The sequence below is a fragment of the Streptomyces sp. NBC_00009 genome (assembly GCF_045040855.1).
In the GTDB taxonomy this organism is placed as follows: Bacteria; Actinomycetota; Actinomycetes; order Streptomycetales; family Streptomycetaceae; genus Streptomyces; species Streptomyces aureus.
In genome coordinates, this window is sequence record NZ_CP108312.1 from 599,933 (window position 1) to 626,556 (window position 26,624).

Below are 26,624 nucleotides of genomic sequence, written 5' to 3' on the forward strand. Positions count from 1 at the left end.
TGCAAGCGGCAGACAGAAGGTGATTACCTCATGAGCACCGTCGAAGACAGGAACAAGGCCATCGTCCGTGACGCTTTCGACGCTCTGTTCAACAAGCGGGACTACGCCACTGCCGAGCGGTTCTGGTCCCCCGACTACATCCAGCGCAGCGCTCACATCGAGCCCGGCCGGGAGGGTCTCTTCAATCTGGTCAAGAGCCTCCCCGCGGAGCTGAAGCACGAATGCGAGCTGATCATGGCGGAAGGGGATACGGTCATGGTGCGCGGGCGCTTCTCGGGGCACGGGCAGCCCGCCCCGTGGATGGCCGCAGACTTCCTCCGCATGGAGGACGGCATCCTGGCGGAGCACTGGGATGTGATCGAGGAGGAAGCCTCCCGAAAACAATCCCTGAGCGGCCTACCGATGTACGGAGACAACTTCCCCGAGGAGCGCTGACGATGAGTACCTACCGAGTCGCGCAGGTGAACGAACCCAACGGCACGTTCGAACTCGCCGAGCGAGAGGTGGCACAGCCAGGTTCCGGCCAGGTCAGGATCGCCGTGGAGGCATGCGGTGTCTGCCACTCCGACGCACTTTTCGTGAGCGCTGGACTACCAGGGGTGTCGTTCCCCGAGGTACCCGGGCATGAGATCGCCGGGCGCATCGAGGAACTGGGCGAAGGCGCTCAGGACCGTGGATGGAAGGTCGGTGACCGGGTCGCGGTCGGCTGGTTCGGCGGCAGCTGTGGCCACTGCAAATCCTGCCGGGAGGGCGACTTCATCGTCTGCCGGAATCTGAAGGTCCCCGGATGGGCATACGACGGAGGATTCGCCGAGAAGGTGATCGCGCCCGTCGACGCGCTGGCCCGGATCCCCGACGCGGTGTCGGCGAGCGACGCGGGGCCGATGGCCTGCGCGGGCGTGACCGTCTTCAACGGGCTGCGGCGCAGCTCCGCCCGGCCCGGCGATCTCATCGCGGTGCTCGGACTCGGCGGCCTCGGACACCTTGGGGTGCAGTACGCGATCGCGATGGGCTTCGAGACCGTGGCTATCGCACGCGGTGCCGAGAAGGCCGACTTCGCCAAACAACTCGGCGCCCATCACTACGTCGACAGCACCTCCGGCACCCCGGTCGCCGAAGCCCTGCAGTCCCTCGGCGGCGCCAAGGTCGTCCTGGCCACCGCCGGGAACTCCGCAGCCATCACGGCCACCGTGGACGGCCTGGCCCCCCGCGGGGAGCTCGTGGTTATCGGCGCGGACACCGAGCCGCTTGGCATCAGCCCGGCCCAGCTGCTCATGAGCGGCTACATCGTCCGCGGCCACCCTGCCGGCACCTCGCAGGACGTCGAGGACACCATGGCGTTCAGCGCCCTGCACGGCATCCGACCGACAACCGAGACCGTGCCACTGGACCGTGCAGATGAGGCCTACCAGAAGATGCTCGCCGGCAAGGCCCGCTTCCGGATGGTACTCACGGTGGGCTGACGCTGCGGGTGCCGATGAAACATCCGGCCGGTTTAGGCGGCACGTCGGTACTCGTGTCGGCGTACGGCCTAAGCTGGCCCTGGCAAGATTTTCGTGAAGCGGGGGTGTGCCACCATGCGCCGGTGACGCTCTGTCACGGTAGTGGCGCCGGAGTCTGGCCATGAGGATGACTCGGTGCCGGAGGAGCGGAACCCCGGCGCGGCCGGCCATAATCCTCTTGTGGAGCTTCAGGTCCGTGATGCGGCCTTCGTTGACGCCGGAGTTGAACGGGGTGGTGATCCCCCGCACGACTGCGCGTTGATCCTCGCGGATGGCGTTGGCCAGGCTGGCCAACGCCGGGAGGCGGGAGGCCGCGAGTTGGTCGAGCCAGTCTGGCAGCGGAGCGGCGTCGCGGGCACCGAGCATGGCCGCGAACTGCCGTACCAGGGTGTGGGTTCGGTCCAGCTCCGGGCAGTGCTCAAGCAACCGCCGGAGTGCCTCGGTGGCGTGCAGGCCACGCCGGGATGGTGTGGTGGTGATCCACCGGGCGACCCTGCAGGGCGAGGGTCGTCGCTCGCGCGGTGTGTCGATCCGCAGACCGCGACGCAGCGGCGCGATGGCCGTCTTGACCCGTTGGTAGTGGCCGCGTAGCCCTTGGCGACGATCTCCTGGTGCAGCACTGTCGCGGTGTGCTCACCTTCCTCCCAGCGTTGACGCAGATACTCCAGATACGGGTCGAGGCTCGTGGATCGGCGGGGCGGAGTGCGTCGTACGCACTCCTGCCAAGAGACAGCGCGTGCGTACTTGCCCACGGTGCGTCGGTTCAGGCCCAGCTCGCGAGCTATCACGCTTAGCGAGCGGCCAGTGTCGGAGACCGCGTGCACGGCCTCGAACAGCCGCTTGGCGTGGCAGCGGGCAGGAGTGTCAGCGGCCTCGGACAGTTCTGGCGACGGTGGTGCGGCCGATTCGGATTCGGGTACTGCGGTGGACAGGCAGCCGCGGTGGGCGGCGGCGACGTCCGAGACCCGCTTCGACAGCCGTTGCCAAAGATGAAAACGGTCGCTGACCTGCATCGCGCCTGGGGCTCCGTCGGTGATGCCCTGCCGATAGGTGAGCGAACCGTCCCGGCACACCTTGATGCCGGGGTGCGTGCGCAGCCAGGCGGCCAGCTGCTCGGCGTCGCGCCCGGCCCACAACTCGATCGGCAGCCGCGTGTCGGCATCCACGAGCAGCGTGCCGTAGACAACCGCGTACAGCGCGAAGTCGTCCACGCCCAGCACCCGCGGTGTCCCGACCGACGGCAGCCGCATGCGCATCAACTGGAACAGCACGCTCGTCCGCGACAGCGGCACCTTCAAGATGTGCAGGAGCCGGGCGCCGCCACGGCCGGCGAGCAGCACCCCGGCCATCTGGGCCGACCGCGCGATCCTGTCCGCCCTGGCCCGAAGCCTGCCCGCCCTGCTCCGCCGCCATCGACTGGTCACCCCCGGCACGCTCCTGACCTGGCACCGCCGCCTGGTACGCCGCAAGTGGCGACAGCAACCGGCCAAGTCGGGCCGACCGCCGCTGGCCGAGGAACTCACCGCACTCATCCTCCGTCTGGCCCACGACAACCCGACCTGGGGATACGTCCGGGTCCAGGGAGAACTGCGCCGCCTGGGCCACCGCGTCGCCGCCGCGACCATCCGCCGAGTGCTGCTCCGCAACAAGATCCCACCCGCGCCGACCCGCGCGACCGAGCACACCTGGCGTGCGTTCCTGCACACGCAGGCCGACACCCTGCTGGCGACCGACTTCTTCCACGTCGACTGCGCGATCACCCTGAAGCGCCTGTACGTCTTCTTCGTGATGGAGGTCGGCACCAGGACCGTCCACGTCCTCGGCGTTACCACGCATCCCACCGGCGACTGGGTCACCCAGCAGGCCCGCAACCTTCTCCTCCAACTCGGGGACCGCGCCCACCCGTTCCGCTTCCTGATCAGGGACCGCGACGCCAAGTTCACCCAGGCCTTCGACGCGGTGTTCGCTGGCAACGGCATCCAGGTCCTCAAGGCCGCCCCACAAGCACCGAAGATGAACGCCTTCGCGGAACGCTGGATACGCACCGCCCGAGCCGAGTGCACCGACCGGATACTGATCTTCGGTCAACGCCACCTGCGCACCGTGCTGGACCAGTACGCGACGCACTACAACACCGCAAGGGCCCACCAAAGCCTGGAGCTTCGCGCTCCCGGCGACGACCCCACCGTCATCCCCTTCCCCGCAGGGCGCGTCCGACGCCGAAAGATCCTCGGCGGACTCCTCAACGAGTACCACCGAGCCTCCTGATGAACCATCACTCCCCAGCAGGAAAACCCCAGCTCACAGCATGTGTGGAGATTTTGACACCCTTCAGGCCTCAGCCCGCGCCGCCCAGGTGCCCGACGAGCGCGGCATCGCCACTCAGTACACGTTCGTACCTCAGTACGCCCGCGAACACGCCAAGCTGGAGCGTCTGCGGCAGCTGGCCGAAGAGGGCCGGATGACTCCCCGGGTCGCACACATCTTCCCCGCCGAGCAGGCGGTGGAGGCACACCGGCTGCTTGCAGCCGGCGGCCTCAAGGGCCGGGTCGTACTCACTTTCTGAACTTCCGGTGAGGGGCAGTAGCGGCCCGCTCGCGCACGTTGCCCGGGGCGCTTTGGCGTCCCGGGCAACCCCGTCTTCCTGGCGGCCGATTCTCCTATGGCTCGGCACCGCGCGCACGCGCTCCTCGTGGGATAGGGCTTCGGCTTTGGGGGTCAGACGACGGCCAGCGTCCGTCGGCCAACTGCCCAGATGGTCAGCGCGATCGCGAGCAGGACAGCAGCACCTGTCATCACCGCAGCCCATCCGCCGGTCTGCCACAGCGTGGCGGCCAGGGCCGAGCCGATCGTGCCGCCGACGAAGTTTCCGGTGACGAAGGCGGTGTTCAGCCGGCTGCGGGACTGGGGCTCCACATGCATCAACCGGGATTGGTTGAGGACGTTGACCGCCTGGATCGCGATGTCCAGCAGCAGCACCGCGACCAGCACCACGGTGATCGACCCCGCAGCTGTGCCGCTGAGGACGACCGAGCCCAGGGCCAGCAGGAGTCCCGCGCCGGTGCCCTTCACCGACCAGCCGCGGTCATGCAGACGGCCGGCCCGCTGGGCGGTCAGCGCGCCGGCCAGCCCGACGAGACCGACCAGCCCGATCTGGCTCACCGAGTAGTTGAACGGCGCGGCGCTGAGCAGGAAGGTCAGCGCCGTCCAGAACATGGTGAAGACGGTCATAGCGATGGCGCTCAGCACCAGGGTGACCTGCACCGACCGGTGGCGGCGCACTGCGGCCAGCACCGACGCCAGCAGCCTGGCGTAGCCGGCCGAGGACCGGGGCGGCACTGTGGGCAGGACCCGCGCCAGGACAACGGCGAGGACAAGGGTGAGCACGGCGGCGAAGACATAGACCGCCCGCCATCCGAACGCAGCAGCCACCAGACCGCTGACCGTACGGGAGACAAGAATCCCGATGAGGATCCCGGAGGCGACGGTACCGACGACACGGCCACGCTCGTCTTCACGCGCCAAATCGCCCGCCAGGGGAACGAGCAACTGCCCGGCCACCGTCGTCACGCCGACCAGCGCAAGCGCGACCAGCAGCACGGCGAAAGACGGTGCCTCCGCGCTGCCGGCCAGAGCGACGGCGGACATCAGCATGACCGCTGGAATCAGCCTGCGACGGTTCAGCCGGTCACCCAGCGGCACGACAAGGAACGCACCGACGGCATAACCGATCTGCGTCAGGGTGACCAGCAGCCCGGCCGAGCCGGGGCTGATGTGCAGCGCGCCGGCGATCGTGTCAAGCAGGGGCTGAGCCCAGTACAGATTGCCGACCGCAGCGCCGCCCGCCAGCGCGAACAGCAAGGTCAGCCCGCGGTTCATACCGCGTGCGGCTGAAGCGGAATCGGGTTCCGCGGACACCTGCGCGGCGTCAGCGGACATGGTCTTGTTGGTCATGCTTCAAGACAACCAAGAGCGCCGAAGCTGCGGCAGGACGCATTGAAGGGGGTACTGGCAAGTCCTCCTTAACCACTGCACCCCGGCCTACCGTGGAAGACATGGACCATCGCAGCCAGATCCAGGAATTCCTGGCCTCCCGACGGGCCCGTATCAGCCCCCAGTCGGTGGGACTGCCTGTCGCCGGACGTAAACGGCGCGTCCCCGGGCTGCGCCGCGAAGAGGTGGCTGCCCTGGCCGGACTCAGCGTCGACTACTACATCCGCCTGGAGCGCGGCGCCCTCACCAACGCCTCCGACAGCGTCCTGCACGCCATCGCCCGCGCCCTGCAGCTCGACGCCACCGAAGAGGCCCACCTGACCGACCTCGCCCGTGCCGGCCAGACCTCCGCCGCACCCCGCACCCGCCGCACCCCACCGGCGACAGCCATTGCGCCGCAACTGCAGACGGTCCTGGACGCCCTGGTCGGCGTCCCCGCCCTGGTACGCAGCGCCACGCTCGACGTGATCGCCACCAACCCTCTCGCCCGTGCCCTGTACAGCGAGCTGTACACCGACGGCGGCAAGCGGCCGAACCTCGCCCGCTTCACCTTCCTCGACCCCCGCGCCCAACGGTTCTGGCGCGACTGGGATCAGGTCGCCGACGACCTCACCGCGCACCTGCGCACCGCCGCCGGCGAATCCCCCCACGACCGCACCCTCACCGGCCTCGTCAGCGAGCTGTCCACCCGCAGCGACGCCTTCCGCCAGCGCTGGGCCCGCCACGACGTACGCGCCTACGGCCGCGGCACCAAACGCTTCCAGCACCCCCTCGTCGGCGCCCTCGACCTGCGCTACGACCTCCTGGAACTGGCCGCCGAGCCCGGCCTGACAATGATCACCTACACCGCTTCCCCCGGGTCGGCCTCGCTGGACAGCCTGGCCCTCCTCGCCTCCTGGACAGCCAGCCAGAACAACATCACCGCCGACCAGGACACGGCCGCCCCGACACAACAGTCCACCCCGCCGCCTCCACACCACGATTGAACCGAAACCGAGCGAGGCAGCAACACCGCCGATCGGCCGGGCAAGCATTCGGACGCTGTTGCGTCCAGGCCGCGGCCCGCCCGACTGACGCGGGCGCCGTTGCTCCGCATGCCCGTGCCGAAAACTCATCCGCCCTGGTGGGAGGAGGTGCACGAGTTGATCGCGGTCGGGCGGGATCACGTGCTGGTGAACTTGGTGATCAACACGGCATGATGGTCCGCCGTGCTGCTGCGACTTGCCTATCTGGGTGTGCCGAACGCGTTCGCGATGCTGCGCCTGCTGCCGAAGAGCGACCGGGACAAGGTCGTCGAGATCCTCGCCCTGCGCCATCAGATCACGGTGCTGAAGCGCCAACTCGGCAAGGAAGGGGTGCGATTCAGCCCGAGTGACCGGGCGTTTCTGGCGGCACTGCTGCACCGGCTGCCGCGGGATGTGCTGCACAGGCTGCGACTGCTGGTCCGGCCGGACACGCTGCTGCGCTGGCACCGCGACCTGGCCACACGCCGCCTCGCTGCCGCGTCGCGCCCGAAGCGACCAGGCCGGCCTCGCACCGTGCGCTCCGTCCGTGCCCTGGTGCTGCGCCTGGCGAAGGAGAACCCCTCCTGGGGCTACCGGCGCCTCCACGGCGAACTGCTCGTCCTGGGAGTGAAGGTGGCTGCCTCCACCGTATGGGAGATCCTCAAGGAGGCCGGGATCGACCCGGCGTCCGAACGCTCCTCCAGTACCTGGGCAGACTTCCTGCGCTCCCAGGCCGAGGCCCTGCTCGGGTGCGATTTCTTCGAGACGATCACCCTGTCCGGGGCGCGGATGTACGTGTTCGCGGTGATCGAGCACAGCACCCGACGGATCCGGATCCTGGGCGCGACCGCGCACCCGTCCGCCGCCTGAGTTGCGCAGGCCGCCAAGAATCTCGTCATGGACCTCGAGGACGTGGGCTGCCGGGCCCGGTTCCTGATCCGGGACCGGGACCGGGACGGCAAGTTCCCCGAGCTGTTCGACACCGTCCTCGCAGATGCGGGGATCGAGGTCGTGCTCAGCGGGATCCGGATGCCACGGATGAACTCGGTCATGGAGAGGTGGGTGCAGACCTGCCGGCGCGAGCTGCTGGACCGCACGTTGATCTGGAATCAGCGGCATCTGCTCCACGCCTTGCGCGAGTTCGAACAGTTCTACAACTCCCATCGGCCTCATCAGGGCATTGCGAACGCCCGCCCGCTACGTCCCCTGCCCGTTACGGTCGCCGATCCGGAGGAGCTCAATCGCCTCGACATGCGAAGACGCGATCGCCTGGGCGGCATCCTCCACGAGTACCACCACTCCGCCTGACCTCGATGGATGAGGTTTCCGGCAAGCGCAGGTGCGGGAGTTACTGGCTTCGGCTTGTCAGGGTGATGTCTGTCCTCCGGATCGGTGGGTGCACGACCCGCTCAGGTCAGGCCGGTACGCCCCCAGGCTGAGACGCGTGAACGCGGGTCAGTTCGTGGCGCCAGGCCGTGTCGTGGTTGAAGCCGTTCCCGAGGTCCGGGAGCTCACGCAGGTCGTCGGGCGGGAGGTCCTGGAGGGTGCCGCCGGCCTGGGTGATGGTCAAGGACAGACGGGCGATGGTGTCGATGGAGATGGCGCGCAGCACCGCCTCCTCGACGCACGAACCGGTGCTGGTCAGGCCGTGGCCGCGGAGCACCACGGCCGGCCGGGTGCCGAGGGAGCGGGTCATCTCGTCGGCCAGACGGCGGTTGTGGATGAGTACGCCTCGGGGGTGGACCGGCACACCCCCGGCGGCCAGGCGGGTTCCTGGGATGTCGAACGCGCCGATGATCGGCCGGATCGCCAGCCCGGCAAGGTCTGCCGCCACCACAGCCGCGGGGTGGGCGTGGACGACGGCGGTGACGTCGGGTCGCGCTCGCAGTACCTCGGTGTGGAGCGGGAGTTCGTTGGGCGTCGACCATCCGCCCTCGAGTTCACCGGCGGTGCCCGCCTTCCCTTCCAGGTCGACCAGGTGGATGTCGTCGGGAGTGGTGTGGAGGAGTCCCCGTTCCCAAGGGCCCCGGCAGCGTACGAGGAGCGTGTCCTCGCTGACACGGAGGCTGATGTGGCCCAGGATGCCGTCGGCCAGGCCGCGTGCGGCGAGGATCCGGCAGGCGTCGGAGACGAGTTGGCGCTCGGCGGTCAGTCCACGCCCGGAGGTCAGGTCGCGGTCGTTCATGTGGCGGCTCCGGAGGTCTGCGCGGGGCGGGCGGTGAGGCGGTCAAGCCGTGCGGCCGCGGTGTGCAGTGTCGTCGTGCCACCGGCGACCAGCCGGCGGCAATCGACCAGGGCCCGGGGCCAGTTGACGGTCATCGCGGCGGTCAGCAGGCCCGTCTCGTCGGCGTACAGGGCGGCTCCCCTGGCCGACGCCCCGTCAAAGCTGCCGACCAGGGTGTGATGGCCGGCGTCGGCAGGGCACCCGACGATCTGGATCTTCCAGTCGTACTGATCGCTCCAGACGTACTCGACGGGTGCGTGGGGACGCAGGTCCTCGGGGTGGGCGATGTTGTGCGCGACGACGGCGGCCTGGTCGACGGCGTTGGTCCAGTGCTCGACGCGGAGGTGCCGGCCGCGTCCCGGGGAGTACCACCGGGCCAGGTCTCCCGCCGCGTACACGTTCTCGACGCCGAGGGCGCGGCAGTACTCGTCGCACAGCACACCGTTGTCGACGCGCAGCCCGGAGCCCGCGAGCCAGGCGTCGTTGGGAACGGCGCCGATCCCGACGACGACGGTGCGGGCGGGCAGCACCTCGCCGTCGTCGAGCACCACCGACAGGTTCCCGGCGGTCCCGGTGACGGCGGTGACGCCGCGGCCGAACCGGGTGGCCACCTCATGGCGGGTGTGCAGGTCTGCGAAGAGCGGTCCCGCGGCGGGGCCGAGGACGCGCCCGATGGGGCTGGGCAGCGGATCGACCACGGTGACATGACAGCCGAGCCGGTGTGCGGTGGCGGCGGTCTCGGCGCCGATGAAGCCTCCGCCGACCACGACGAGCGGCCCGCCGGCCCGCAGGTCGCTGCGGAGCGCCGCGGCGTCGTCGAGGGTGCGGACGACATGCACGCCGGAGGTGGCCCCCCACGGGGAGGGACGTGCCGCGGCGCCGGTGGCCAGGACGCAGACGTCATAGGCGAGTTCGCTGCCGTCGGCGAGTTCGATTCGCCGGGCGGCCGGGTCCAGGCGCCGGGCGGCGACGCCCAGCCGCAGTTCCAGACCGGCGTTCCGTGCGTCCTCGGGCGTGAGGAGCCGGAGCCGGTCGGCGTCCCATTCCCCGGAGAGGAACTGCTTGGACAGCGGCGGCTTGTCGTAGGGGACCTCGGAGTCGGCGTCCACCAGGACGATGGGGCCCTGGTGGCCCTCGGCCCTCAGTGCCTGGGCGGCGCGGACGCCGGCGACCGAGGCGCCCACGACCACGACGGTGCCGTTCACGCTTCCTCGATCATCAGGGCCGAGACGGGGCAGCTGCGGGCTGCCTCCTGGACGCGGGCCAGATCGTCCTCGGGAATGCTGTCCTTGAGCAGGACCACCACGCCGTCGTCGTCCAGGTCATAAGTGTCGGGGGCCGCGATCACACAGTTCGCGTAGCCCTGGCACGCGCCGAAGTTCGCCTTGAGTACGGGCATGAGTCTGTTCCTTCCACGCCATTCTTCGTGTTGCCGGTCAGGCCTTGTCCGGTGAGGCCTTGCTGCTCGTGAGGCCTTGCTGCTCGTCAGGCCGTGTTCTCGGTCAGCCCTTAATGCCGATCCCGCCGTCGGGATGGACGGCGCCTCCGGTGATGCCGCGGGACCGGTCGGACGCCAGGAACACGTAGCTCCAGGCGTGGTCGGCCCCGGAGAGGGCCACCCGCAGCGGTACGCGTCCCGCCAGCTCGGCCGCGCGGCCAGAGGTCTCGCCCAGGCTGCGTGCGTCGAGCCCGAGGCTGCCGAGGCCGCGCAGGTCGGTGCCCAGGGTGCCGCCCGGGGCAACCCCGTTGACGCGGACCTCGGGGGCGAGTTCGTGGGCGAGCGTGGCGACCAGGCCGCGCACCGCGAACTTCGACGCCACGTACAGCACTCCGCCGCGCCCCGGGTAGTAGGAGGACGTCGACTCGGTGAGGACGATCGAGCCCTTGGTCCTGCGGAGTTCGGGCAGTGCCGCCTTCACGGCGTGCAGGTGGGTCTTGACGTTCACCGCGAACATCTCGTCGAACGCGGTGTCGACGAGGTCGGGGTCCAGGTCGGCGAGTCCCTGGTAGAAGTCGAACACGCCGACGCAGTTGACCAGGACGTCCAGGCCGCCGAACACCTCCACCGCGGTGGCGACCGCCTGCTCGTTGGCGGCCCGGGTCGCGGCGTCGCCCGTGACGACCGGGACGTCGGGAGCCGACTCGTTCAGTGCGCGGCATTTCTCCGCATCCCGCTCGAGTACCGCCACCCGGGCGCCCTCCTCGCGGAACGCGTCGACGACCGCGCGGCCGATGCCCGAGCCGGCTCCCACCACGAGCGCCCGCTTCCCCTCCAGCCAGCCCGTCACAGCTCCTCCTGCAGCAGCGGGCCGAACGGGTTGCCGATCATCGCGGAGAACGTGGCGGTGTTCTGCCAGGTGAGTGACTCCAGCTCCAGGGGGCACAGGGACACCCACTGGCCGGAACGGGTCGACTCGACCAGGAGCCGGGTACCGTTGCGGGTCTCCACCCGGCTCACCCGGATCTCCGAGAACTCGTTGCCCAGGGTGATGGGTTCGCCGACCGTGCGGGAGACCAGTTCGGCCTTCTCGGCGGCCGCCTGCCGCGCCGACCTCGCATCGTCCTCCTCGCCTTCCCACTGCAGGTTCACAGAAAGACCGCCAGGTTCTGCATGCGGATGACGGCGTCGTCGGCGAGGATCGTCCGGCGCGCCAGCTGCCAGCCGTCGTCGGTGCGGCGCAGCAGGTCCTCGCGGCCGTAGGACATCTGGGCGGCCTCGCGGACATCGCCCCGGCTTCGGTAGAGCAGGACTCCGGACTCGACGATCAGGTGGTCCGCGTCCTCGGTGGCGAAGGTGCGGACGTTGGTGAGGTGGTGGCGCATCCTGGAGGGCGGGTCCTCGGTCCAGGCGTGCTCGGTGAGGAAGCGGGCGACCCGGCGGGAGAGCGAGTACTTGTCCTCGTCGAAGTGCGCCATGCCGGGTGCCGTGTCGAAGCCGGAGCCGAGCGCGGTGGTGACCCGGACGGGCATCAGATAGTGGATGTCGTCGGTGAGCAGGTCGAGCCAGCTCTGGTAGGTCTGCGCGTCGAACAGGTACGTCTCGTCGACGAGCCACTGGTGGGCCAGCAGGTGCCGCTCGTCGGCGAAGCCGAGTGTGTCGCCGGTGCGCTGGACGCGTGAGGCGCCGCGGCCGAGGACGGCCTGCTCGGAGTGGGTGCCGGTGCGGCCGGCCGAGTGGCTGCCACCCCGGTAGATTCCGGTCTGGGTCGTCATGCTCCGGTCACCACCGTGTTGTTCGTTCCGTCGGTGCTCCTGGCCGCCGTCTCGCTCGCCGGCTGACAGGTGTCGTCCGTCTTCTTCTCGTTCCGGGGGCCCTGTCCGCCGACCTCGATCGCCGCCGCGGTGGTGACCGGGGTGGACAGGTGGTCGGCCCAACGGTTCAGCAGTTCGCGCTGGTTGTACTCGCCGTACCCGGTGTGGGCCGTGCCGGGCCCGGCGAACTGCTCCGGGGTGAGGGCCGGGACGACCTCGGTGTCGTCGGCGAGGATGCCCATGCGGCTGTTGAGCAGCAGGCGCCGGGCCATGGAACCCGCCGCGGTGTTGGTGAGCGAGACCCAGTTCTCCACGTCGTCCTGCTCGAACATGCCCGTTGAGCCGAAGCACATCAGGTAGGCCTTGTAGGAGAGTTCCTTGAACTCCTCCGGGGCCTCGGCGTCGACGGCGAACCAGGACAGGACCTCGGTCTCGTCCTTGCCGACGGGCTGCCACTGGCGGATGGAGGTGAACGGCAGCACGTCGTCGCTGTCGGCAACCTTGGGCCAGTTGTGCACGAGGCTCAGGTTCGGGAAGACGGACGCCGCGGAGATCATGAAGCCGTCGTCGCCGATCACCTTCAGCTGCTCGGCCGACCAGGACTTCTTCATCCGGTCGATCATCTCGTCGGGGTAGCCGACGTACCGCAGGCGCTCCTCCAGGGTGCCGGGGGGCAGCTTGTACGTGGTGCCGCCGCCGTTGCCCGCCCAGTAAGTGCAGCCGTCCTTGCGCTTCTCCGCCTTCGGCTCCCGGAACAGGCCGATCTCGACGACGCTGGTGTGGGTCTGCGGGGTGTGGTACATGTCGCCGGCGAAGTTCTCGGCGCCGATCTTCCAGTTGGCCTTCACCCGCCAGCGCTGGGGTCCGCGCAGCTCGATGCCGCTGGGGCTCTGCTTGGTGTAGTAGTCCAGGTAGAAGGCGAAGTCCCCCAGGTACTCACGCAGCGACGGCGCGTCGGGGTCCATGTTCAGGAAGATCAGGCCGTTGTACGTGTCGAGGTTCGGGGCGGGCAGCAGCCGCTGTCCCTTGCGCCGGAAGCCGGCCTCCCCACCGTAGGCGTCCTGGTGGAAGGGGAGGCCCGCGATGCGGCCGTCGTTGCGGTAGGACCAGCCGTGGTAGGGGCAGCGGAAGTGTGACGCGTTGCCCATCTCTGCTCTGCAGACCTGCATACCGCGGTGCAGGCACATGTTGAAGTGGGCGTGAATCTCGCCCTTCTCGTCCCTGGCCAGGATGAAGGAGTCCTCCAGTACCCGCCGGACGACGTAGTCGCCGGGGTGGGGTATCTCGGACTCGTGCCCCACGAACACCCAGGCGCGGCTGAACAGCCGCTCCTTCTCGAGGTCGAATATTTCCTCGTCGTTGTAGATGTGCGCGGGGATCATGCCCCTGCGCACGTCCTCGAAGACGCCGTCGTGATCGGTCATCGCGTCCCTTCCTCCTCGAAGCGAACTTGAAGGCCTTCCGCCATTTTTCTTTAGAGCAGATATCGCCTCTGTTCAGTAGAACAACACTTGCTGAGCTGCGTCAACTCCTCTTCTGGATTGCGGCTTTGGCCGCGGACGGGACCGTGCGGGCACGGCCGAGAGCCCCCGAGGGCGAGGCATCCTCGGGGGCTGCGGCGTGTCCGACGGACGGTCTGCTCAGACCTCCAACCCGTCCAGAGCGCGCGGCAGTTGCCGCGGGACCACTACCGAGTCGGCGTCCTCGGCCGTGCCGACGCCGAGGTAGTGCCGACTGACATCCTCGTCGTCCAGGAGCTCCTGTGCCGAAGAGGTGTGCGTGATCGTGCCGTTGGACAGCACGATCCCGCGGTCCGCCGCGCGCAGGGCGGCGGCCGCGTTCTGCTCGGCCAGCAGAACAGTGATGCCGGTGGCGGCCAACTCGCCGACCACCTCGAGGATCTGCGCGACGTACTTGGGCGCCAGGCCCAGGGACGGTTCGTCGAGCAGCAGGACGCGTGGACCGCCCATCAGCGCCCGTCCGATGGCGACCATCTGCTGCTGGCCCCCGGAGAGCATCCCCGCGGCCCGTCCGGTGAACTCGCGCAGAATGGGAAAGAGCCCGAAGACCCGTTCCAGCTGGGCCTGTTGTTCCTCGCGACCGAACGGCGAGGCGTATCCACCCATCCAGAGGTTCTCGCCGACCGTGAGATCGGTGAAGAGCTGGCGGCCCTCCGCGACCAGACGCAGCCCCTTCCGCGCCACCTCGTGGGCCGGTGCGTGGCCGATGTCCTGGCCGAAGAGACGGATGGTTCCGCCTCGGGGGGTTTCCAGCCCGGCCAGGGCACGCAGCAGACTGGACTTGCCCGCGCCGTTGGCCCCGATGAGGGCCACCACCTCGCCCTCGGCCAGCTCGAACGAGACGTCGCGCAGCGCGCGGGTCGCGCCGTAGCGCACGTCCAACCGGTCCACTTCGATGATCATGCCGCTGCTCCCAGGTATGCCTCGATGACCGCGGGGTCGCGCCGCACCTCTTCCGGCGGGCCGTCCGCCAGGACGCGGCCGGCGTCCAGGACGAGGACACGGTCACTGACCTTCATGACGAGGTCGATGTTGTGCTCGATGAGCACCAGGGCGATGCCGCCGGCGTGGACGGCGCTCAGGGCGTCGGCGAGTTCCGCCGTCTCGGTGTCGTCGAGCCCGGCCGCCGGTTCGTCGAGCAGCAGGATGCGGGGGCCTCCCGACAGCCCGCGGGCGACCTCGACGAGCCGCTGGGCGCCGGCCGGGAGATCGGCTGCCGGACGGTCGGCGAACGGGGTGAGCCCCAGGAAGTCAAGGAGTTCGGCGGTGCGGGCGCTCAGCGCGCGTTCCTCGCGCCGGGCGCGGGGCAGGCGCAGCCCGTCGGAGAGGAAGCGGGAGCGGGTGAAGCGGTGGGCGCCGAGCATGACGTTCTCGCGGACCGTGAGCAGCGGGACCAGGCGGGCCGACTGGAAGGTCCGCATCAGGCCCCGTTGCGGGAGCCGGTGCGGAGCCACACCGGTGATGTCCTCGCCGTCGAGCAGGACCGTGCCTTCGTCCGGTGCGGTGAACCCGGTGATCAGGTCCAGCAGGGTGGTCTTCCCCGCCCCGTTGGGGCCGATGACGGCCCGGGCACTGCCCTCTCCCACGGTGAAGTCGACCTGGTCGACGGCGGTGACGCCGCCGAACCGGCGGGAGAGGCCCGCCACTTCCAGCAACGGCGTCATCGTGCGTACCTCCTGCGAACCAGTGCCTTGGCCGTGCCCCACAGCCCCTTGGGGAAGTAGGTCGTGACCACGATCAGGACGATGCCGGCGACCAGCGGCATCCAGAGCGAGAAGGACTGTCCGGCCTGCGGCAGCCCCTGCAGGATCAGCGCGCCCAGGAGCGGCCCGACCAGGGTCCTGGCCCCTCCCAGGGCAAGCATGATGACCACGCTGAAGGCAACGGTCACACTGATCACGTCGGGTGAGATGAAGCGGAGATAGTAGACGTAGAGGCTGCCGGCGACCGAGGCGAAGACCGCGGAGGCCACGAAGGCCTGCGTCTTGTAGCGGGCCGTGGCGATGCCCAGCATGGCGGCCGCCGGGGTGTCCACGGCGACCGCGCTCAGGGCGCGCCCGGTCTGGCTGCGCTGGATGTTGGCGACGAACCAGGCGCCCAGTGCGCACACGACGAGCAGGACGTAGTAGTTGGCCCGGTCGGAGAAGACGGTCCAACTGCCCAGCTGGAGGCTCGGGATGGCGACCAGTCCGGAGGGCCCGCCGGTGAGCTCGGGGAGCCCGGCGGCCAGGGACTCCGTGATCACGGCGAGGCCCAGGGTCGCCAGTGCCAGGTAGTAGCCGCGCAGCCGCAGCAGTGCGCCACCCAGCAGAGCCGCGAGCAGGGCCGAGACCACGGCCATGGCCACCGCGGCCACCGTGGTCGGCCAGTGCAGCTTCAGGGTGAGCAGTCCGGCGCCATAGCCGCCGAGGGCCATGAACAGGGTCTGGCCCAGGGAGATCTGCCCGGACAGCCCGGTGAGCAGGTTCAGGCCGAGGACCACCAGGAAGAAGATGCCCACCACCACGAACAGGCCGGTCAAGCCCGGGAGCGCGAAGGGCAGCACCAGCACGGCCAGGACGGCCAGGGCGCCTGCGGCCGTGCGCAGATGACGGGGCAGGGACGGGGACTGCGCGGCGGCAGCGGGCCCGTCCGGGCCCGGGGCGGATACGGGGCGTCCGGAGACCGCGGGGGAACTCATCGGCGCACCTCACTCGATTTGCCGAACATGCCGCTCGGCCGGAACAGCAGGACCAGGAGCAGCGCGCCGATCGCCACCACCTCGGCGATCTCGCTGCTGATGTAGCGGCCGAACACGGCCTGCAGCAGCCCGAGGACGAAACCGCCCACCACCGCGCCGAGGCTGCTGCCGAGACCGCCGGCCACGGCCGCGATGAACCCGGCCACGGCATACGGCGTCACCGTGCTGAACTGCAGGAACGTCACCGGGATGACGGTGGTTCCGGCGAGCGCGGCCATCGCGCCGGAGAGGCTGAACGCGATGAGCCGGACCCCGTCGGTGTTGACACCGGCCAGTGCGGCCGCCGTCGGGTTGTTCGCCGTGGCGCGCATCACCGTGCCCAGCGGGGACCGGTGCAGCAGCAGCCACAGTCCGAGGACGGAGACCGCCAGCGCGCCGGCGATCCAGTAGTACTGCGGGCTGATCCGCACGCCGCCCACGACGGTCGCGTCGGCCGGGAGGAACGGCCGCATGGTGTAGGGGAGGTTGCCCCACACCAGGAGCAGAAGGCCGCCGATGGCCTGCAGCAGACCGACCGTGACCAGCAGCATCCGGTCCGGCGTGGTGCGCCGGGAGCCGGGCATGACGACCACGCGGTCGACCACGGCGAGGACACCGGCGAACAGAACCACCACGATCGCCGCGACGGCCAGCGGAGCGAGCCCCGTGTACTGCTGCAGCGAGACGGCGGTCAGCGCGGCCAGGACGACGAATCCGCCCTGCGCCAGGTTGATCACCCTGCTGATCGAGTACACCAGCGTCATGCCGAGGGCAATGAGGGCGTACACGCTGCCGTCGATGAGTCCGGAGAGGATGATCTGGAGAGTGCCGGACATGGGTCACCGCCCCACATAGGTGAAGCCGCGGCCGGTCGCACGGACCACCGCCACGTCGTCCACGGTCAGGCCCCGGTGGTCGGCGGCGCCGAAGGAGTACGTCCCGAGAATGCCGTCGTACGGGCCCAGTTGCTCGAGTGCCTGCACGGCTTTCGCCGGGTCGCCGTCCGCCTCCCTGAGTGCCTCGGCGACCAGCATGACCGCGTCATAGGCCACGCCGGGCCCGAAGTCGGGGGCCTCGTGGTAGCGGGCGCGGTAGCTGTCCTGGTAGTGGCGTACGCGGTCGGCGAACCCTCTTCCGGCGTGCGGCCCCCAGAAGTCCCTGGTCGCGGGTATGAGCAGGGTGTCGGGCACGTAGTCCTTGATGCGCTCCATGAAGGCAAAGGTGAGGTTGGCGTCCGTGGTGGCCACCGGCAGGGTGTTGCCCGAGTCCTTCAGTCCCTTGAACGCGACTCCCGCGGCGGCGCCGCTCGCCCAGACGACCAGGGCCTGCGGTGAGCCGGCGGTGGCCGACTGGAGCTGGGGGGTCACCGAGATCGCCTTGGGGCTGTAGGCCCCGGTTCCGGTCAGCTTCATGCCGGGGGTCTTCCTGACGGCCGTACGGAGCGCCTCGCCGCCGTCGATGCCGCTGGCGTCGGTGGTGTGGAGCAGCCCGATGCGGGTGATGCCCCGGTGGTGCCAGTACTCCACCAGCCGCTCGGCCAGGTCCTCGGTGGAAGCGCTGGCCGACCAGGTGGTCGAGCCCCGCTGTGGGCGGATGCCCGGGGACAGGCAGTAGCTGACGCGCCCGGCGCTCGTGGCCAGCGGCGCGGCCGCGTTGCAGGCGCCGGCGACCGAGGGGCCGACCACCGCGGCGGTCTGCGGCAGCAGGCGGCGGGTGGCCAGCACGGTCTGCGAGGGGTTGCTCTGGTCGTCGGCGACCCGCAGCGAGACCTTGTGCCCGTTGATGCCGCCTGCCTTGTTGACGGTATCGACGGCCAGCTGCGCGCCGTGCAGTTCACCCACACCCAGCTGGCTGGCATTGCCGGTCTGGCTGGTGACCAGCCCGATGGTGTAGTGATCGGCGTCCACCGCCACAGCGCTGCCACCGCAGCCGGAGCAGAGTGCGCTGACGAGGGCCAGCGCGACGGCGGCGACGGAGACTCGGCGAAGCTTCGGGGAAAGGGCGCCGGCGCGGCCGCCGGGTGGAGCCCCCGCGGAAACGGGCTCGCGCACCCGCTCCAGACTCATCCAGGACATGGAACCAGCTCCAAATGTTCTGTAGTGAAGAATGACTCTCTGTCCTACAGTGATGAAAGGCACTGGTCAATAGGTCTGCCGCGATGTCCCGCCCAAGTTTCTCCGCCGCCGGGCCCTCGCCCGCATGGATCACGACGTAACGTCTTGGTCTACTCTTCTGCTATGAAGAAAAATGAGAGTGTGGAGTCACTAGGCCGCGGCCCTGCGCCTCAGTACCCCATCGAGTCGGTGGACAACGCGCTCAAGGTCCTGCTGCTGCTGGGTGAGAAGCCTGAACTCCGGCTCACCGATGTGGCCCATTACCTCGGGGTCGCCACGTCCACTGCCCACCGGCTCCTGGCGATGCTCCACTACCGTGGCTTCATCCGGCAGGCTGAACGGGGCAAGGCCTACGTGCCGGGCCCCGCGCTGACCGGCGTGGCCTCCGCCATCCTGCAGCGCTTCGACGTGCGTGACGCGCTGCATCCCTACCTGGAGCACGTCAACGCGGAGCTGAAGGAAACCGTCCACCTGGGCATGCTGGACGGCACGTCCGTGCGGTTCATCGACGCGATCGAGAGCCCGCGAGCGGTTCGCGTCGCCTCCCGCCTCGGACGGTCGATACCCGCGCACTGCACTTCGACGGGCAAGGCCATGCTGGCGCAACTCCCCGTGGACGCCCTGCGCCAGCTCTACCCGGAGGAGGAGCTACCGGGGCTGACTCCCAACTCGGTCCGCACACGTACCGAGTTGGAGGACACGGTCGACAGGGCACGGCGACTCGGATACGCGACGAGCTCCGAGGAGAGCGAGGACGGCGTCGGATCGGTCGCGGTCGCCCTTCCCGCGGAGCGGATGCCCGTGCGCATGGCCATCAACGTGTCCGTCCCCATCAGCCGCATGAGCCGTACGGACCAGCGCCGCATCAGCGAGGTCCTGCGCCAGACCGTCGAGGAGGCAGCCGCCGCGCTCCTGTGACGGGCGGGCACGAACCGCCACCCCAGGTGCGGGACTTCCGACGGCGCACACGAAAGCGCCCGGGACCGCGGTGGTCCGGGGCGCTTCGGGACAGGTCGTCGGCGGTGGGGTCAGTCCTTCACCCGGGAAGCCGTGCGCTCCAAGTGGGTGCGCATCAGCGTGCTCGCGGCCTCGGCGTCCCGGGCGGCGATCGCCTCCACGAGTTCGCGGTGCTCCTTGGTACCGCGCCGGCCCTGCGCCTGCCGAAAATGTCGTCCCTGCAGATCAGGAGCTCGTTCGGCGGTGCGGCAGGATGAACACTCGTGTTACTTCGCCTCGCCTGCCTGACCGTCACCAGCATGTTCGCCGCACCGCGACTCTACCGATGAGCGAGCGCGCTAAGGGCGTGGAGATCCTTGCCCTGCGCCACCAACTCGCCCTCCTTGAGCGGCAGCTCGGTGCCGACCAGGTGAAGTTCGCTCCAGAGGACTGTGCGTTCCTCGCCGCTCTGACGGTACCCCTCCCCCGTCAAGCTCTGCGCCGGTTACGGCTACTGTGGCACCGCGACCTGATCAAGCGGCGCCATGCCCGCACATGCCAGCCCAGGAGGCCGGGCCGACCGCCCACGGCCCACTCGATCCGCGCGCTAATCCTGCGCCTGGTCCGGGAGAACCCTTCGTTGGGCTACCGCAGAGTTCACGGCGAACTCGACACCCTCGGCATCAAGATCGCCGCCTCCACCGTCTGCGAAATCCTCAAACAACAAGGCATCGACCCCGCCCCCGACCGGACCGGCACCACCTGGGCAGCGTTCCTGCACTCTCAGGCCGACGCCCTGCTGGCCTGCGACTTCATCGAGAGTGTCACCCTGACCGGCCAACGCCACTACATCCTGGCCGTCATCGAACACGCCACCCGCCGCATCCGCGCCCTCGGTACCACCGTGCATCCGAACGCGGCCTGGTTCGCCCAAGCCGCGAGGAATCTGGTCATGGACCTCGAGGATGTCGGCGCCCAGGCGCGGCATTTGATCCGAGACCGCGACGCGAAGTTCCCCGCGTTGTTCGACCGGATCCTCGCCGACTCCGGCATTCAGGTTGTCCTCAGCGGTATCCGCACCCCGCGCATGAACTCGATCACGGAGCGGTGGGTGCAGACCTGCCGTCACGAACTCCTGGATCGCACCCTCATCTGGAACGAGGGTCACCTCCGCCACGCCCTGCGCGAATTCGAAACCCATCACAACACCCACCGTCCCCACAAGGCCATGAGACAGGCAGCTCCACTCCGCCCAGGGCCCCAACCCATCATCGATCCCAACAAAATCGCCCGTCTCGACATACGCCGACACGACCAACTCGGCGGCACCCTCCACGAATGCCGACATGCTGCTTGACCAGCACGGACGAGATTTTCGGCAGGCGCAGGGACACCCCGGCAACGGTCTTGTCAGGCGAAGCGCGCCCCAGCCGAAAGGGTGCGTTCGGTGGGGTCTACCTCGCAGTAACTGCCGCGCCGGGCATGGGCGCTAGCTTGTCGGCTTCGGCGACGGCGGCGTTCCAACTGAACTCGTTGTTGTCGCTGAAGTAGTAGTAGGTGGCGCCGTTCGGCATCATCGCGACGGTGATGCCGCCGTATCCCGACATGAATGGTACGTAGAAGGGGCTGGTGTAGGCGGGGTTGTCGGCGGAGGTGAACTCGCGGCCCCAGAAGCCGTTCTGGTACTTCATGGGCTTGGTGCCGGTGGTGGTCATGCCCCGGTCCTGCGGCGTGCGTTGCATGGTGGCCGCGAGCAGAGCCGGGTCGAGTATCTGCGTGCCGTTGACGGCGCCGTGGTCGTTGTTGAGGAATTTCGCGAACCGGGCGACGGAATCCTGCGTCCAGAACATGCCGTAGCCGCCGAAGGGCACCCCGCCGGGGCCGTTGTCGGTGCGGGAGGAGACGAGGGAGTCGGGCCCGACACCGATGGGTTCGAGCACGTCGTCGCGGAGCATGTCGAAGATGTCGGCGTCCGAACCGGCCTTGTCCTGCAGGTAGTTGTTCATCGCGCGGGTGGCGAGGAAGGTGTCCGAGGTGTGGTAGACCCACTTGCTGCCGGGGCTGGCCTTACGCGGGAAGGACAGGGCGAGTCGCATCTTGTCGGCGTAGGGCTCGGCCGCGAAGAAGTCCGCCATGGTGCGGCCCGATTCGTCGGTCTCGTAGCCGGGCGAGGTGTAGTTCCCGGTGGCCATGTCGAGGGTGCGGTCGAGGGTGACGCCGCTCCAGGCAGTGTTGCCGGCGGTCTCGGGGATTCGGTCGGAGAGCTTCTCCTGGTCCACGGCCGGGCCGTAGCGCTGCGCCAGACGCAGCATGGCTGTTCCCGCGAACGCCGACTTCGCGGTCGAGTACGAAGGCAGAAGCATCTGGCCGCAGAACGGGTACTCCCCTTGCCGGGTCCGACAGTTGCCCACGTAGTGGACTCCGCCGAAGTACAAGCCGAAGGTGCTCAGCGCGGACGGCGTGATGCCGGAGCCGAACTTCGTCACGTCCACCCCACTGTCCGGGTAGTCGGTGGCCAGAGCCGAGAGGGGCTTGGTCGGGAGCCGGCCCTTGACCTCGGAGGCGTACGCGTCGCGCAGGTTCTCGGCGCCGTCGACGGGGCCGGGCCGGTAGTCGGCCGGTACCTGGCCCCACATGTCGAACTGGAAGTACTCGCAGGTCTCCGTGGTGATCTGGTAGCGGACTTCGGAGATCGATGTGTTGTCGAAGAGGAACGTCAGGGCGCCGTTGTGCACGCAGTTGGCGTTGCGCTCGACGAGCGCGAACGGCAGGGAGGCGCGGGTGCGTTGGCCGTCGCCGTCCTCGTTCCACGCGCGGCCGGGTTCCACCGCCAGGTTCCACGCCTGGTTCCCCGTGTACTGCAACCCGCGCTTCGCCGGGACGAGGTGGCTGCCGTTCTGCACGAGCGCGATGTCGACCGGTGGCAGGTGCCGGGTCGCTGCTGCGTCTCCGTATCCGTATCCGTTCGGGTCCTTCAGTGCGCGGAATCCGCCGGCGGTGGAGAGGCCGTCGAGGGTGAGGGTGCCTTCGAAGCTGTGGGTGGGTGGCGCTGCTTGCGCCGGCAGGGCGAAGGCCCTGTCGGGCACGGTGTCCTCGGCGGTACCCCCGGTGAGTTGGCCGGCGGTGAGTTCGGTCCGGTTCACCGCACCGCTTCCGGTGAGCGGATCACCCGGTACGAGTGCGGTTGCGGCGGGCGCCGCCATCGTCGGTGGCGGGACGGCGAACAGCCCCGCGAGCACGGCGGCAGTGGCGGCGGCACGGCGTAGCCGTCGGGTATGGAACGGTCTCGGCATGGTCCGATGTCCTCTCGGGCTGGCGGCTGATGTGGGATATCGCCGCATGGTGGGGCGCACCGGGGCCACCGTCCAATGCCTGCCTGGTCTGGCCAGGCTGCTTGCCAGGCATACCTCCAGCTCTCCTTGGCCCTGTCGGCCGTCGGGTCGGCATGCGCTCACGCCTCGCGTCGTGGTGAGGGCCGTGGTCTGTAGTCGTCGCTGCAGTTCATAGGCGGTCGGCGACTTGTGGCCCGTACCGCTCGACGCAAAAACGGGACAACCCGGCCGCGAATGCCTCGATGCTGTGCAGCGCATAGTGGCTGGCGTCCCACGCCGCGTGCAGGTGGATCTGCAGCGGTTCGCCCGTGCTGTCGAGGATCAGCAGCGGGTGCAGGTCGAAGCGGGGATCGTCGGAGACCACCGCGACACCATGGCCCGAAGCCGCCATGGCCTGTGCGACGTGCGGGGTGTCGCATTCGAGCACGATGTCGTACGAGGCGTCCGCATCCTGCACGGCATGGTCCAGGATGCGGCGGGTGCCGTGCGCCGGGGTGAGGACGATGAGGGGCTCCGCGGCCAGTTCCTGGATGGTGACGCGGTCCCGGTCCGCCCAGGCATGGTCGGCACGGACGTAGGCCCACAGCGGCAGGCGGGCCACCGGGAGCCCGGCGAAACGGCGCCTCGGAGGTGCCGAGGAGATGGCTACATCGGCGCCCCTCGCAAGGGCCTGGTACGCATGTGCTGGACTCTCCGCCTGCACGGTGACGAGCGGATCCTCCGGCCCCCAGGTGGCCAGGAACGGCGCGATCACGTCGGTGATGGTGGTGGGCGGCGCCGCCACGGTGATCCGCATGGCACGACCGGCAGCCAGCGCACCGACTGCGGCCTCGGCGGTGTCCGCGCGGGCGACCAGGTCGCGGGCCAGGGGAAGGAAGCGCCGGCCGGCCGCCGTCAGCACCATCTGCTTGCCGCCGCGGTCGAAGAGTGTCATCCCCAAGGTCCCTTCCAGACCGCGCAGTTGGCGCGACAGCGAGGGCTGGGCGACGCGGACCACCTCGGCAGCCTTGGTGACGGAACCGGTCTCCACGATGGTCAGGAAGTAGCGCAGCACTCGGATTTCCATGGCGGTGGCCCCTCGGGAGACGGAGGAGGCATGACGTCTTCATGCCTCAAAGGCATGATAATCAACCCTCTCAAGTATTTGAGGCTATGGCTGACTGGCTGCATTCTTGTCCCACCGGAATTTCTGGTTATCGGCGCCCGAATCTCCGTCGACTTCTCCTCGAATAGTTCCTTCGATTGGCTGGTGTTCCCGCATGGCCCGCCCCCTGCCCCTGATCCTCGCCCAGGCGCCCGGCCGCCCGGCAGACGACCTCGCAGGCTTTGCCGCCGACGTGGAGCGGCGCGTGAAACTGCGCGCACCCGGCGCCCTCGTCGTCTACCCCGAACTGCACCTCGGCGAGAGCGCCCCCGGCGTCCCGGCCGCCCCGGAGAAGGCCGCCGAGCCGCTCGACGGCAAACGCGATGCGGCCTTCGCCGAGCTCGCGGGGGATCTGGGTATCTGGCTGGTGCCCGGCAGCGTCTACGAGCGAGGCACCGGCGACCGCGTCCACAACACGACACTGGTCTATTCACCACGGGGTGAGCGCCTCGCCTCGTACCGCAAGGTCTTCCCGTGGCGCCCGTACGAGACGACCACGCCCGGCGACCGGTTCGAGGTCGTGGACCTCGCCGGGGTCGGCCGCATCGGCCTGTCCATCTGCTACGACACCTGGTTCCCGGAGATCTCCCGCCATCTGGCCTGGATGGGAGCCGAGTTGATCGTCAACGTGGTCCGCACGTCGACGAGCGACCGCGCGCAGGAAGTCGTCCTCAGCCGCGCCAACGCCATCACCAATCAGGTCTTCGTCGCCAGCGTCAATTCCGCCGCCCCGTCCGGGATCGGCCACAGCCTCGTCATCGATCCACAGGGCACGGTGCGCGCCGAAACCGTCGATGCCGGCGACTCCACCCTCACCGACGTGATCGACCTCGACGAGGTCAGCAACGTCCGCCGCTACGGCACCGCCGGTCTCAACCGGATCTGGGACCAGTTCCGCCCCGGCGACCCAGCCCTCGAGCTCCCGCTGTACGGGGGCCGCATCGACCCCGCCACCTGGAACCCCGCCCACACCACCGAGGAGCCACCACGATGAACAGCGAGACAACAGAGAACACAATGAGACTGAAGGGCGACCTGAGCCTCCTCTCCGTCGTCCTGTTCGGCCTGGCCTACATCTCCCCCGGCATCGTCGTCACGATCTTCGGCGTGGTCGCCGCCACCAGCGGCGGCGCGGCCCCGACCGCGTTCGCCATTGCCACCCTCGCGATGCTGCTCACCGGGCTGAGTTACGCGAAGATGGCGCGCGCCGTGCCCGGCGCGGGATCGGTCTACACCTACGCCCGCAAGATGCTCGACAGCCGCATCGGTTTCCTGTCCGGCTGGGCGATGCTGCTCGACTACTTCTTCATCCCGATGGTCGGCTGGCTGATCACGGCAATCTACTTCAACGCCCAGTTCCCTGAGATACCCAAGTGGGTCTGGCTGATCGTCTCGGTGGGCATCACCACCGCCATCAACGTCTTCGGCATGAAGCTCGCGGACCGCGTCAACAAGGTCCTGATGTTCATCGCTCTGGGGTCGCTGGTCCTCTTCGCCACCCTGTGTGTCGTCTTCCTCGGCAAGCACGGCTCCTCCGCCCCCGCCACGGACGCCCTGTGGAACTCCGGCACGTCGATCGGCGCGGTCACGGCGGCCGCCGCCATCGCCGCATACTCCTTCCTCGGCTTCGACGCCGTCTCCACGCTGGGCGAGGAGGCCAGGGGCGGGGCGAGGACGATCGGCCGCGGCATCATCGGCTGCGTCATCGCCGCCGGAGCGATCTTCATCGTGCTGTCCTTCGTGATGCAACTGGTCCACCCCGGCGCGAAGTTCGCCGACGTCGACGCGGCCGCCTACCACCTGAAGGTCCAGGTCGGCGGCACAACGTACGCCGAGATCATCAACTTCGTCACCATCGCCGGATCCGTCGCCTCCTGTATCGCCCTGCAAGCCTCCGCCGCCCGCCTCATGTACGTCATGGGACGCGACGGCGCACTGCCCAAGGCCGTCTTCGGCAACCTGTCGAAGAAAACCGGCACGCCCGTGCCGAACCTGCTGCTGACCGCGGCCGCCGGTGTCATCGCCATGAAACTCGACCTGACCACAGCCACCTCGTTCATCAACTTCGGCGCCTTCCTCGGCTTCACCCTGGTGAACGTCTGCGTGATCGCCCACCTGGTCCGAGAGCGCAGACACGGCCGCACCCCCCACCTCTTCTCGTACCTGGTGATGCCGGCCATCGGCGCGGGCGTTTCCCTCTACCTGCTCACGAAGCTCGGTGACGTCGCACTCCAGATCGGCGGCGTCTGGCTGGCGATCGGCGTCGTCTACCTGGCCGTCCTGACCAAGGGCTTCCGCCGGCCCGCACCGGAGATGACCTTCGACGACGACACCGCGGCCACGGACCCAGTCACCGCGTAGCTCCCCTCCCTCGCCCGGGCTCGTCGTGCGGTGTCGCGACGCCGTCACCGGCCGGGTGAGGCGCGGCCGTACCCCCCTCCGAGCTGCCCTTTGCCCTGCGTCCAGGGCCGGCTGCGGCGAAGTCGACGAAGGGAAGCGCGTCCATCAGCTCGCACACGGCGGAGCGGACGGTGCGGCGGCGGATCAGACCAGCCGCGTACGCCTCCTCGCCGACCCGGGGAAACTGGACCCCATTGGTTTCGCCGACATCCGGCACCGCGACCCAGTTGTGGCCGATGCATGCGAAGGCAGACGTGGCCCCGGCGTTCATAGAACTCGGCGAACGGGCAATCGTTGCCCAGCACACCAACGAGGGCTGGCCGTTGCGCTGGCAAGACGGGGTATGCGCAGGGACGGGGGCGTGCTCGACTGGCGCGTTCAAGATCCACCGTCGTCTTGGCCGGGACCCCGCTGGGCTGGGTGTGGCGGCCGCCGTGGCTGGGAGCCAGTCGGCGAGGCGCGGCCGCGTGCGCGACGGCTTCGG

24 protein-coding genes and 4 pseudogenes are annotated in these 26,624 nt (G+C 69.2%); 10 read left to right on the forward strand and 18 right to left on the reverse strand.

Translation table 11 applies throughout. The annotated features are described in order from the left end of the window. The first annotated feature begins 30 nt into the window (after positions 1-30). Positions 31-435, forward strand: coding sequence for an ester cyclase (locus OHA58_RS02780; RefSeq protein WP_405476000.1), 405 nt, complete (start codon positions 31-33; stop codon positions 433-435). A gap of 2 nt (positions 436-437) precedes the next feature. After that, positions 438-1,463: an alcohol dehydrogenase gene (locus OHA58_RS02785; protein ID WP_405476003.1), complete on the forward strand. Its 1,026-nt coding sequence runs from the start codon at positions 438-440 to the stop codon at positions 1,461-1,463. Positions 1,464-1,724: 261 nt separating this feature from the next. On the opposite strand, the pseudogene OHA58_RS02790 reads toward OHA58_RS02785, so the two are convergent. Continuing rightward, a pseudogene (locus OHA58_RS02790) lies at positions 1,725-2,060 on the reverse strand (ISL3 family transposase); the annotation flags it as partial. 449 nt (positions 2,061-2,509) lie between these two features. After that, positions 2,510-2,851, reverse strand: a pseudogene (locus tag OHA58_RS02795) (ISL3 family transposase); the annotation flags it as partial. On the opposite strand from OHA58_RS02795, the gene OHA58_RS02800 reads away from it, so the two are divergent. Beyond that, the gene (locus OHA58_RS02800) at positions 2,751-3,770 is read left to right on the forward strand and encodes an integrase core domain-containing protein (protein ID WP_405476006.1); all 1,020 of its coding nucleotides are present in this window, start codon (positions 2,751-2,753) and stop codon (positions 3,768-3,770) included. The pseudogene OHA58_RS02795 and the gene OHA58_RS02800 sit on opposite strands and share 101 nt — an antisense overlap. Positions 3,771-3,810: 40 nt before the next feature. Beyond that, positions 3,811-4,068, forward strand: coding sequence for a zinc-binding dehydrogenase (locus tag OHA58_RS02805; RefSeq protein ID WP_405476009.1), 258 nt, complete (start codon positions 3,811-3,813; stop codon positions 4,066-4,068). A 152-nt stretch (positions 4,069-4,220) separates the two neighbouring features. Here OHA58_RS02805 and OHA58_RS02810 read toward each other — a convergent pair whose 3' ends face one another. Continuing rightward, on the reverse strand, positions 4,221-5,456 hold the full coding sequence (locus tag OHA58_RS02810; protein ID WP_405476011.1) for an MFS transporter: 1,236 nt from the start codon (positions 5,454-5,456) through the stop codon (positions 4,221-4,223). Between the two features lie 101 nt (positions 5,457-5,557). Here OHA58_RS02810 and OHA58_RS02815 point away from each other — a divergent pair, with 101 nt between their 5' ends. Further along, positions 5,558-6,481: a helix-turn-helix domain-containing protein gene (locus OHA58_RS02815; RefSeq protein ID WP_405476014.1), complete on the forward strand. Its 924-nt coding sequence runs from the start codon at positions 5,558-5,560 to the stop codon at positions 6,479-6,481. A 222-nt stretch (positions 6,482-6,703) separates the two neighbouring features. Continuing rightward, positions 6,704-7,807, forward strand: a pseudogene (locus OHA58_RS02820) (integrase core domain-containing protein). Between the two features lie 106 nt (positions 7,808-7,913). Here the strand turns inward: OHA58_RS02820 and OHA58_RS02825 are convergent. The 12 genes from OHA58_RS02825 to OHA58_RS02880 form a co-directional block, all read right to left on the reverse strand. Beyond that, positions 7,914-8,684 (reverse strand): class II aldolase/adducin family protein, encoded by a 771-nt coding sequence (locus OHA58_RS02825; protein WP_405476017.1) that lies wholly within the window; start codon positions 8,682-8,684, stop codon positions 7,914-7,916. Next, on the reverse strand, positions 8,681-9,928 hold the full coding sequence (locus tag OHA58_RS02830; protein WP_405476020.1) for an NAD(P)/FAD-dependent oxidoreductase: 1,248 nt from the start codon (positions 9,926-9,928) through the stop codon (positions 8,681-8,683). The genes OHA58_RS02825 and OHA58_RS02830 overlap by 4 nt, the downstream gene beginning before the upstream one ends. Then, positions 9,925-10,122 (reverse strand): ferredoxin, encoded by a 198-nt coding sequence (locus OHA58_RS02835; protein ID WP_405476023.1) that lies wholly within the window; start codon positions 10,120-10,122, stop codon positions 9,925-9,927. Before OHA58_RS02835 ends, OHA58_RS02830 begins: the two co-directional genes overlap by 4 nt. A 103-nt stretch (positions 10,123-10,225) precedes the next feature. Continuing rightward, the gene (gene hcaB, locus OHA58_RS02840; RefSeq protein WP_405476025.1) at positions 10,226-11,011 is read right to left on the reverse strand and encodes a 3-(cis-5,6-dihydroxycyclohexa-1,3-dien-1-yl)propanoate dehydrogenase; all 786 of its coding nucleotides are present in this window, start codon (positions 11,009-11,011) and stop codon (positions 10,226-10,228) included. After that, a complete protein-coding gene (locus OHA58_RS02845) occupies positions 11,008-11,313 on the reverse strand; it encodes a hypothetical protein (RefSeq protein WP_329568343.1) in 306 nt (101 codons plus the stop codon). Before OHA58_RS02845 ends, hcaB begins: the two co-directional genes overlap by 4 nt. Next, positions 11,310-11,936 (reverse strand): 3-phenylpropionate/cinnamic acid dioxygenase subunit beta, encoded by a 627-nt coding sequence (locus OHA58_RS02850; protein WP_405476028.1) that lies wholly within the window; start codon positions 11,934-11,936, stop codon positions 11,310-11,312. The genes OHA58_RS02845 and OHA58_RS02850 overlap by 4 nt, the downstream gene beginning before the upstream one ends. Further along, a complete protein-coding gene (locus OHA58_RS02855; protein ID WP_405476031.1) occupies positions 11,933-13,399 on the reverse strand; it encodes a Rieske 2Fe-2S domain-containing protein in 1,467 nt (488 codons plus the stop codon). The genes OHA58_RS02850 and OHA58_RS02855 overlap by 4 nt, the downstream gene beginning before the upstream one ends. A gap of 216 nt (positions 13,400-13,615) precedes the next feature. Beyond that, positions 13,616-14,395 carry an ABC transporter ATP-binding protein gene (locus OHA58_RS02860; protein ID WP_405484722.1) on the reverse strand — a complete coding sequence of 260 codons (780 nt, stop codon included), beginning with the start codon at positions 14,393-14,395 and terminating at the stop codon, positions 13,616-13,618. Then, complete coding sequence (locus OHA58_RS02865) at positions 14,395-15,159, reverse strand: ABC transporter ATP-binding protein (protein WP_329568351.1); 765 nt, start codon at positions 15,157-15,159, stop codon at positions 14,395-14,397. Before OHA58_RS02865 ends, OHA58_RS02860 begins: the two co-directional genes overlap by 1 nt. Continuing rightward, complete coding sequence (locus OHA58_RS02870; protein WP_405476033.1) at positions 15,156-16,175, reverse strand: branched-chain amino acid ABC transporter permease; 1,020 nt, start codon at positions 16,173-16,175, stop codon at positions 15,156-15,158. The genes OHA58_RS02865 and OHA58_RS02870 overlap by 4 nt, the downstream gene beginning before the upstream one ends. Then, positions 16,172-17,050 (reverse strand): branched-chain amino acid ABC transporter permease, encoded by an 879-nt coding sequence (locus OHA58_RS02875; RefSeq protein ID WP_329568355.1) that lies wholly within the window; start codon positions 17,048-17,050, stop codon positions 16,172-16,174. Before OHA58_RS02875 ends, OHA58_RS02870 begins: the two co-directional genes overlap by 4 nt. 3 nt (positions 17,051-17,053) lie before the next feature. Next, positions 17,054-18,289: an ABC transporter substrate-binding protein gene (locus tag OHA58_RS02880; RefSeq protein ID WP_405476036.1), complete on the reverse strand. Its 1,236-nt coding sequence runs from the start codon at positions 18,287-18,289 to the stop codon at positions 17,054-17,056. 162 nt (positions 18,290-18,451) lie between these two features. Here OHA58_RS02880 and OHA58_RS02885 point away from each other — a divergent pair, with 162 nt between their 5' ends. After that, on the forward strand, positions 18,452-19,246 hold the full coding sequence (locus tag OHA58_RS02885) for an IclR family transcriptional regulator (RefSeq protein WP_405476039.1): 795 nt from the start codon (positions 18,452-18,454) through the stop codon (positions 19,244-19,246). Positions 19,247-19,356: 110 nt separating this feature from the next. Here OHA58_RS02885 and OHA58_RS02890 read toward each other — a convergent pair whose 3' ends face one another. Next, positions 19,357-19,509 carry an FCD domain-containing protein gene (locus OHA58_RS02890; RefSeq protein WP_405484724.1) on the reverse strand — a complete coding sequence of 51 codons (153 nt, stop codon included), beginning with the start codon at positions 19,507-19,509 and terminating at the stop codon, positions 19,357-19,359. A gap of 39 nt (positions 19,510-19,548) precedes the next feature. On the opposite strand from OHA58_RS02890, the pseudogene OHA58_RS02895 reads away from it, so the two are divergent. After that, positions 19,549-20,621: pseudogene (locus OHA58_RS02895) on the forward strand (integrase core domain-containing protein). Between the two features lie 97 nt (positions 20,622-20,718). Here the strand turns inward: OHA58_RS02895 and OHA58_RS02900 are convergent. Both OHA58_RS02900 and OHA58_RS02905 read right to left on the reverse strand, forming a co-directional pair. Further along, positions 20,719-22,557 carry a hypothetical protein gene (locus tag OHA58_RS02900; protein ID WP_405476041.1) on the reverse strand — a complete coding sequence of 613 codons (1,839 nt, stop codon included), beginning with the start codon at positions 22,555-22,557 and terminating at the stop codon, positions 20,719-20,721. Positions 22,558-22,765: 208 nt separating this feature from the next. After that, positions 22,766-23,662 (reverse strand): LysR family transcriptional regulator, encoded by an 897-nt coding sequence (locus OHA58_RS02905; RefSeq protein WP_405476044.1) that lies wholly within the window; start codon positions 23,660-23,662, stop codon positions 22,766-22,768. Between the two features lie 193 nt (positions 23,663-23,855). Here OHA58_RS02905 and OHA58_RS02910 point away from each other — a divergent pair, with 193 nt between their 5' ends. Both OHA58_RS02910 and OHA58_RS02915 read left to right on the forward strand, forming a co-directional pair. Beyond that, positions 23,856-24,734 (forward strand): carbon-nitrogen hydrolase family protein, encoded by an 879-nt coding sequence (locus tag OHA58_RS02910; RefSeq protein WP_405476047.1) that lies wholly within the window; start codon positions 23,856-23,858, stop codon positions 24,732-24,734. After that, the gene (locus OHA58_RS02915) at positions 24,731-26,101 is read left to right on the forward strand and encodes an APC family permease (protein ID WP_405476049.1); all 1,371 of its coding nucleotides are present in this window, start codon (positions 24,731-24,733) and stop codon (positions 26,099-26,101) included. Before OHA58_RS02910 ends, OHA58_RS02915 begins: the two co-directional genes overlap by 4 nt. Positions 26,102-26,624: the final 523 nt, after the last annotated feature.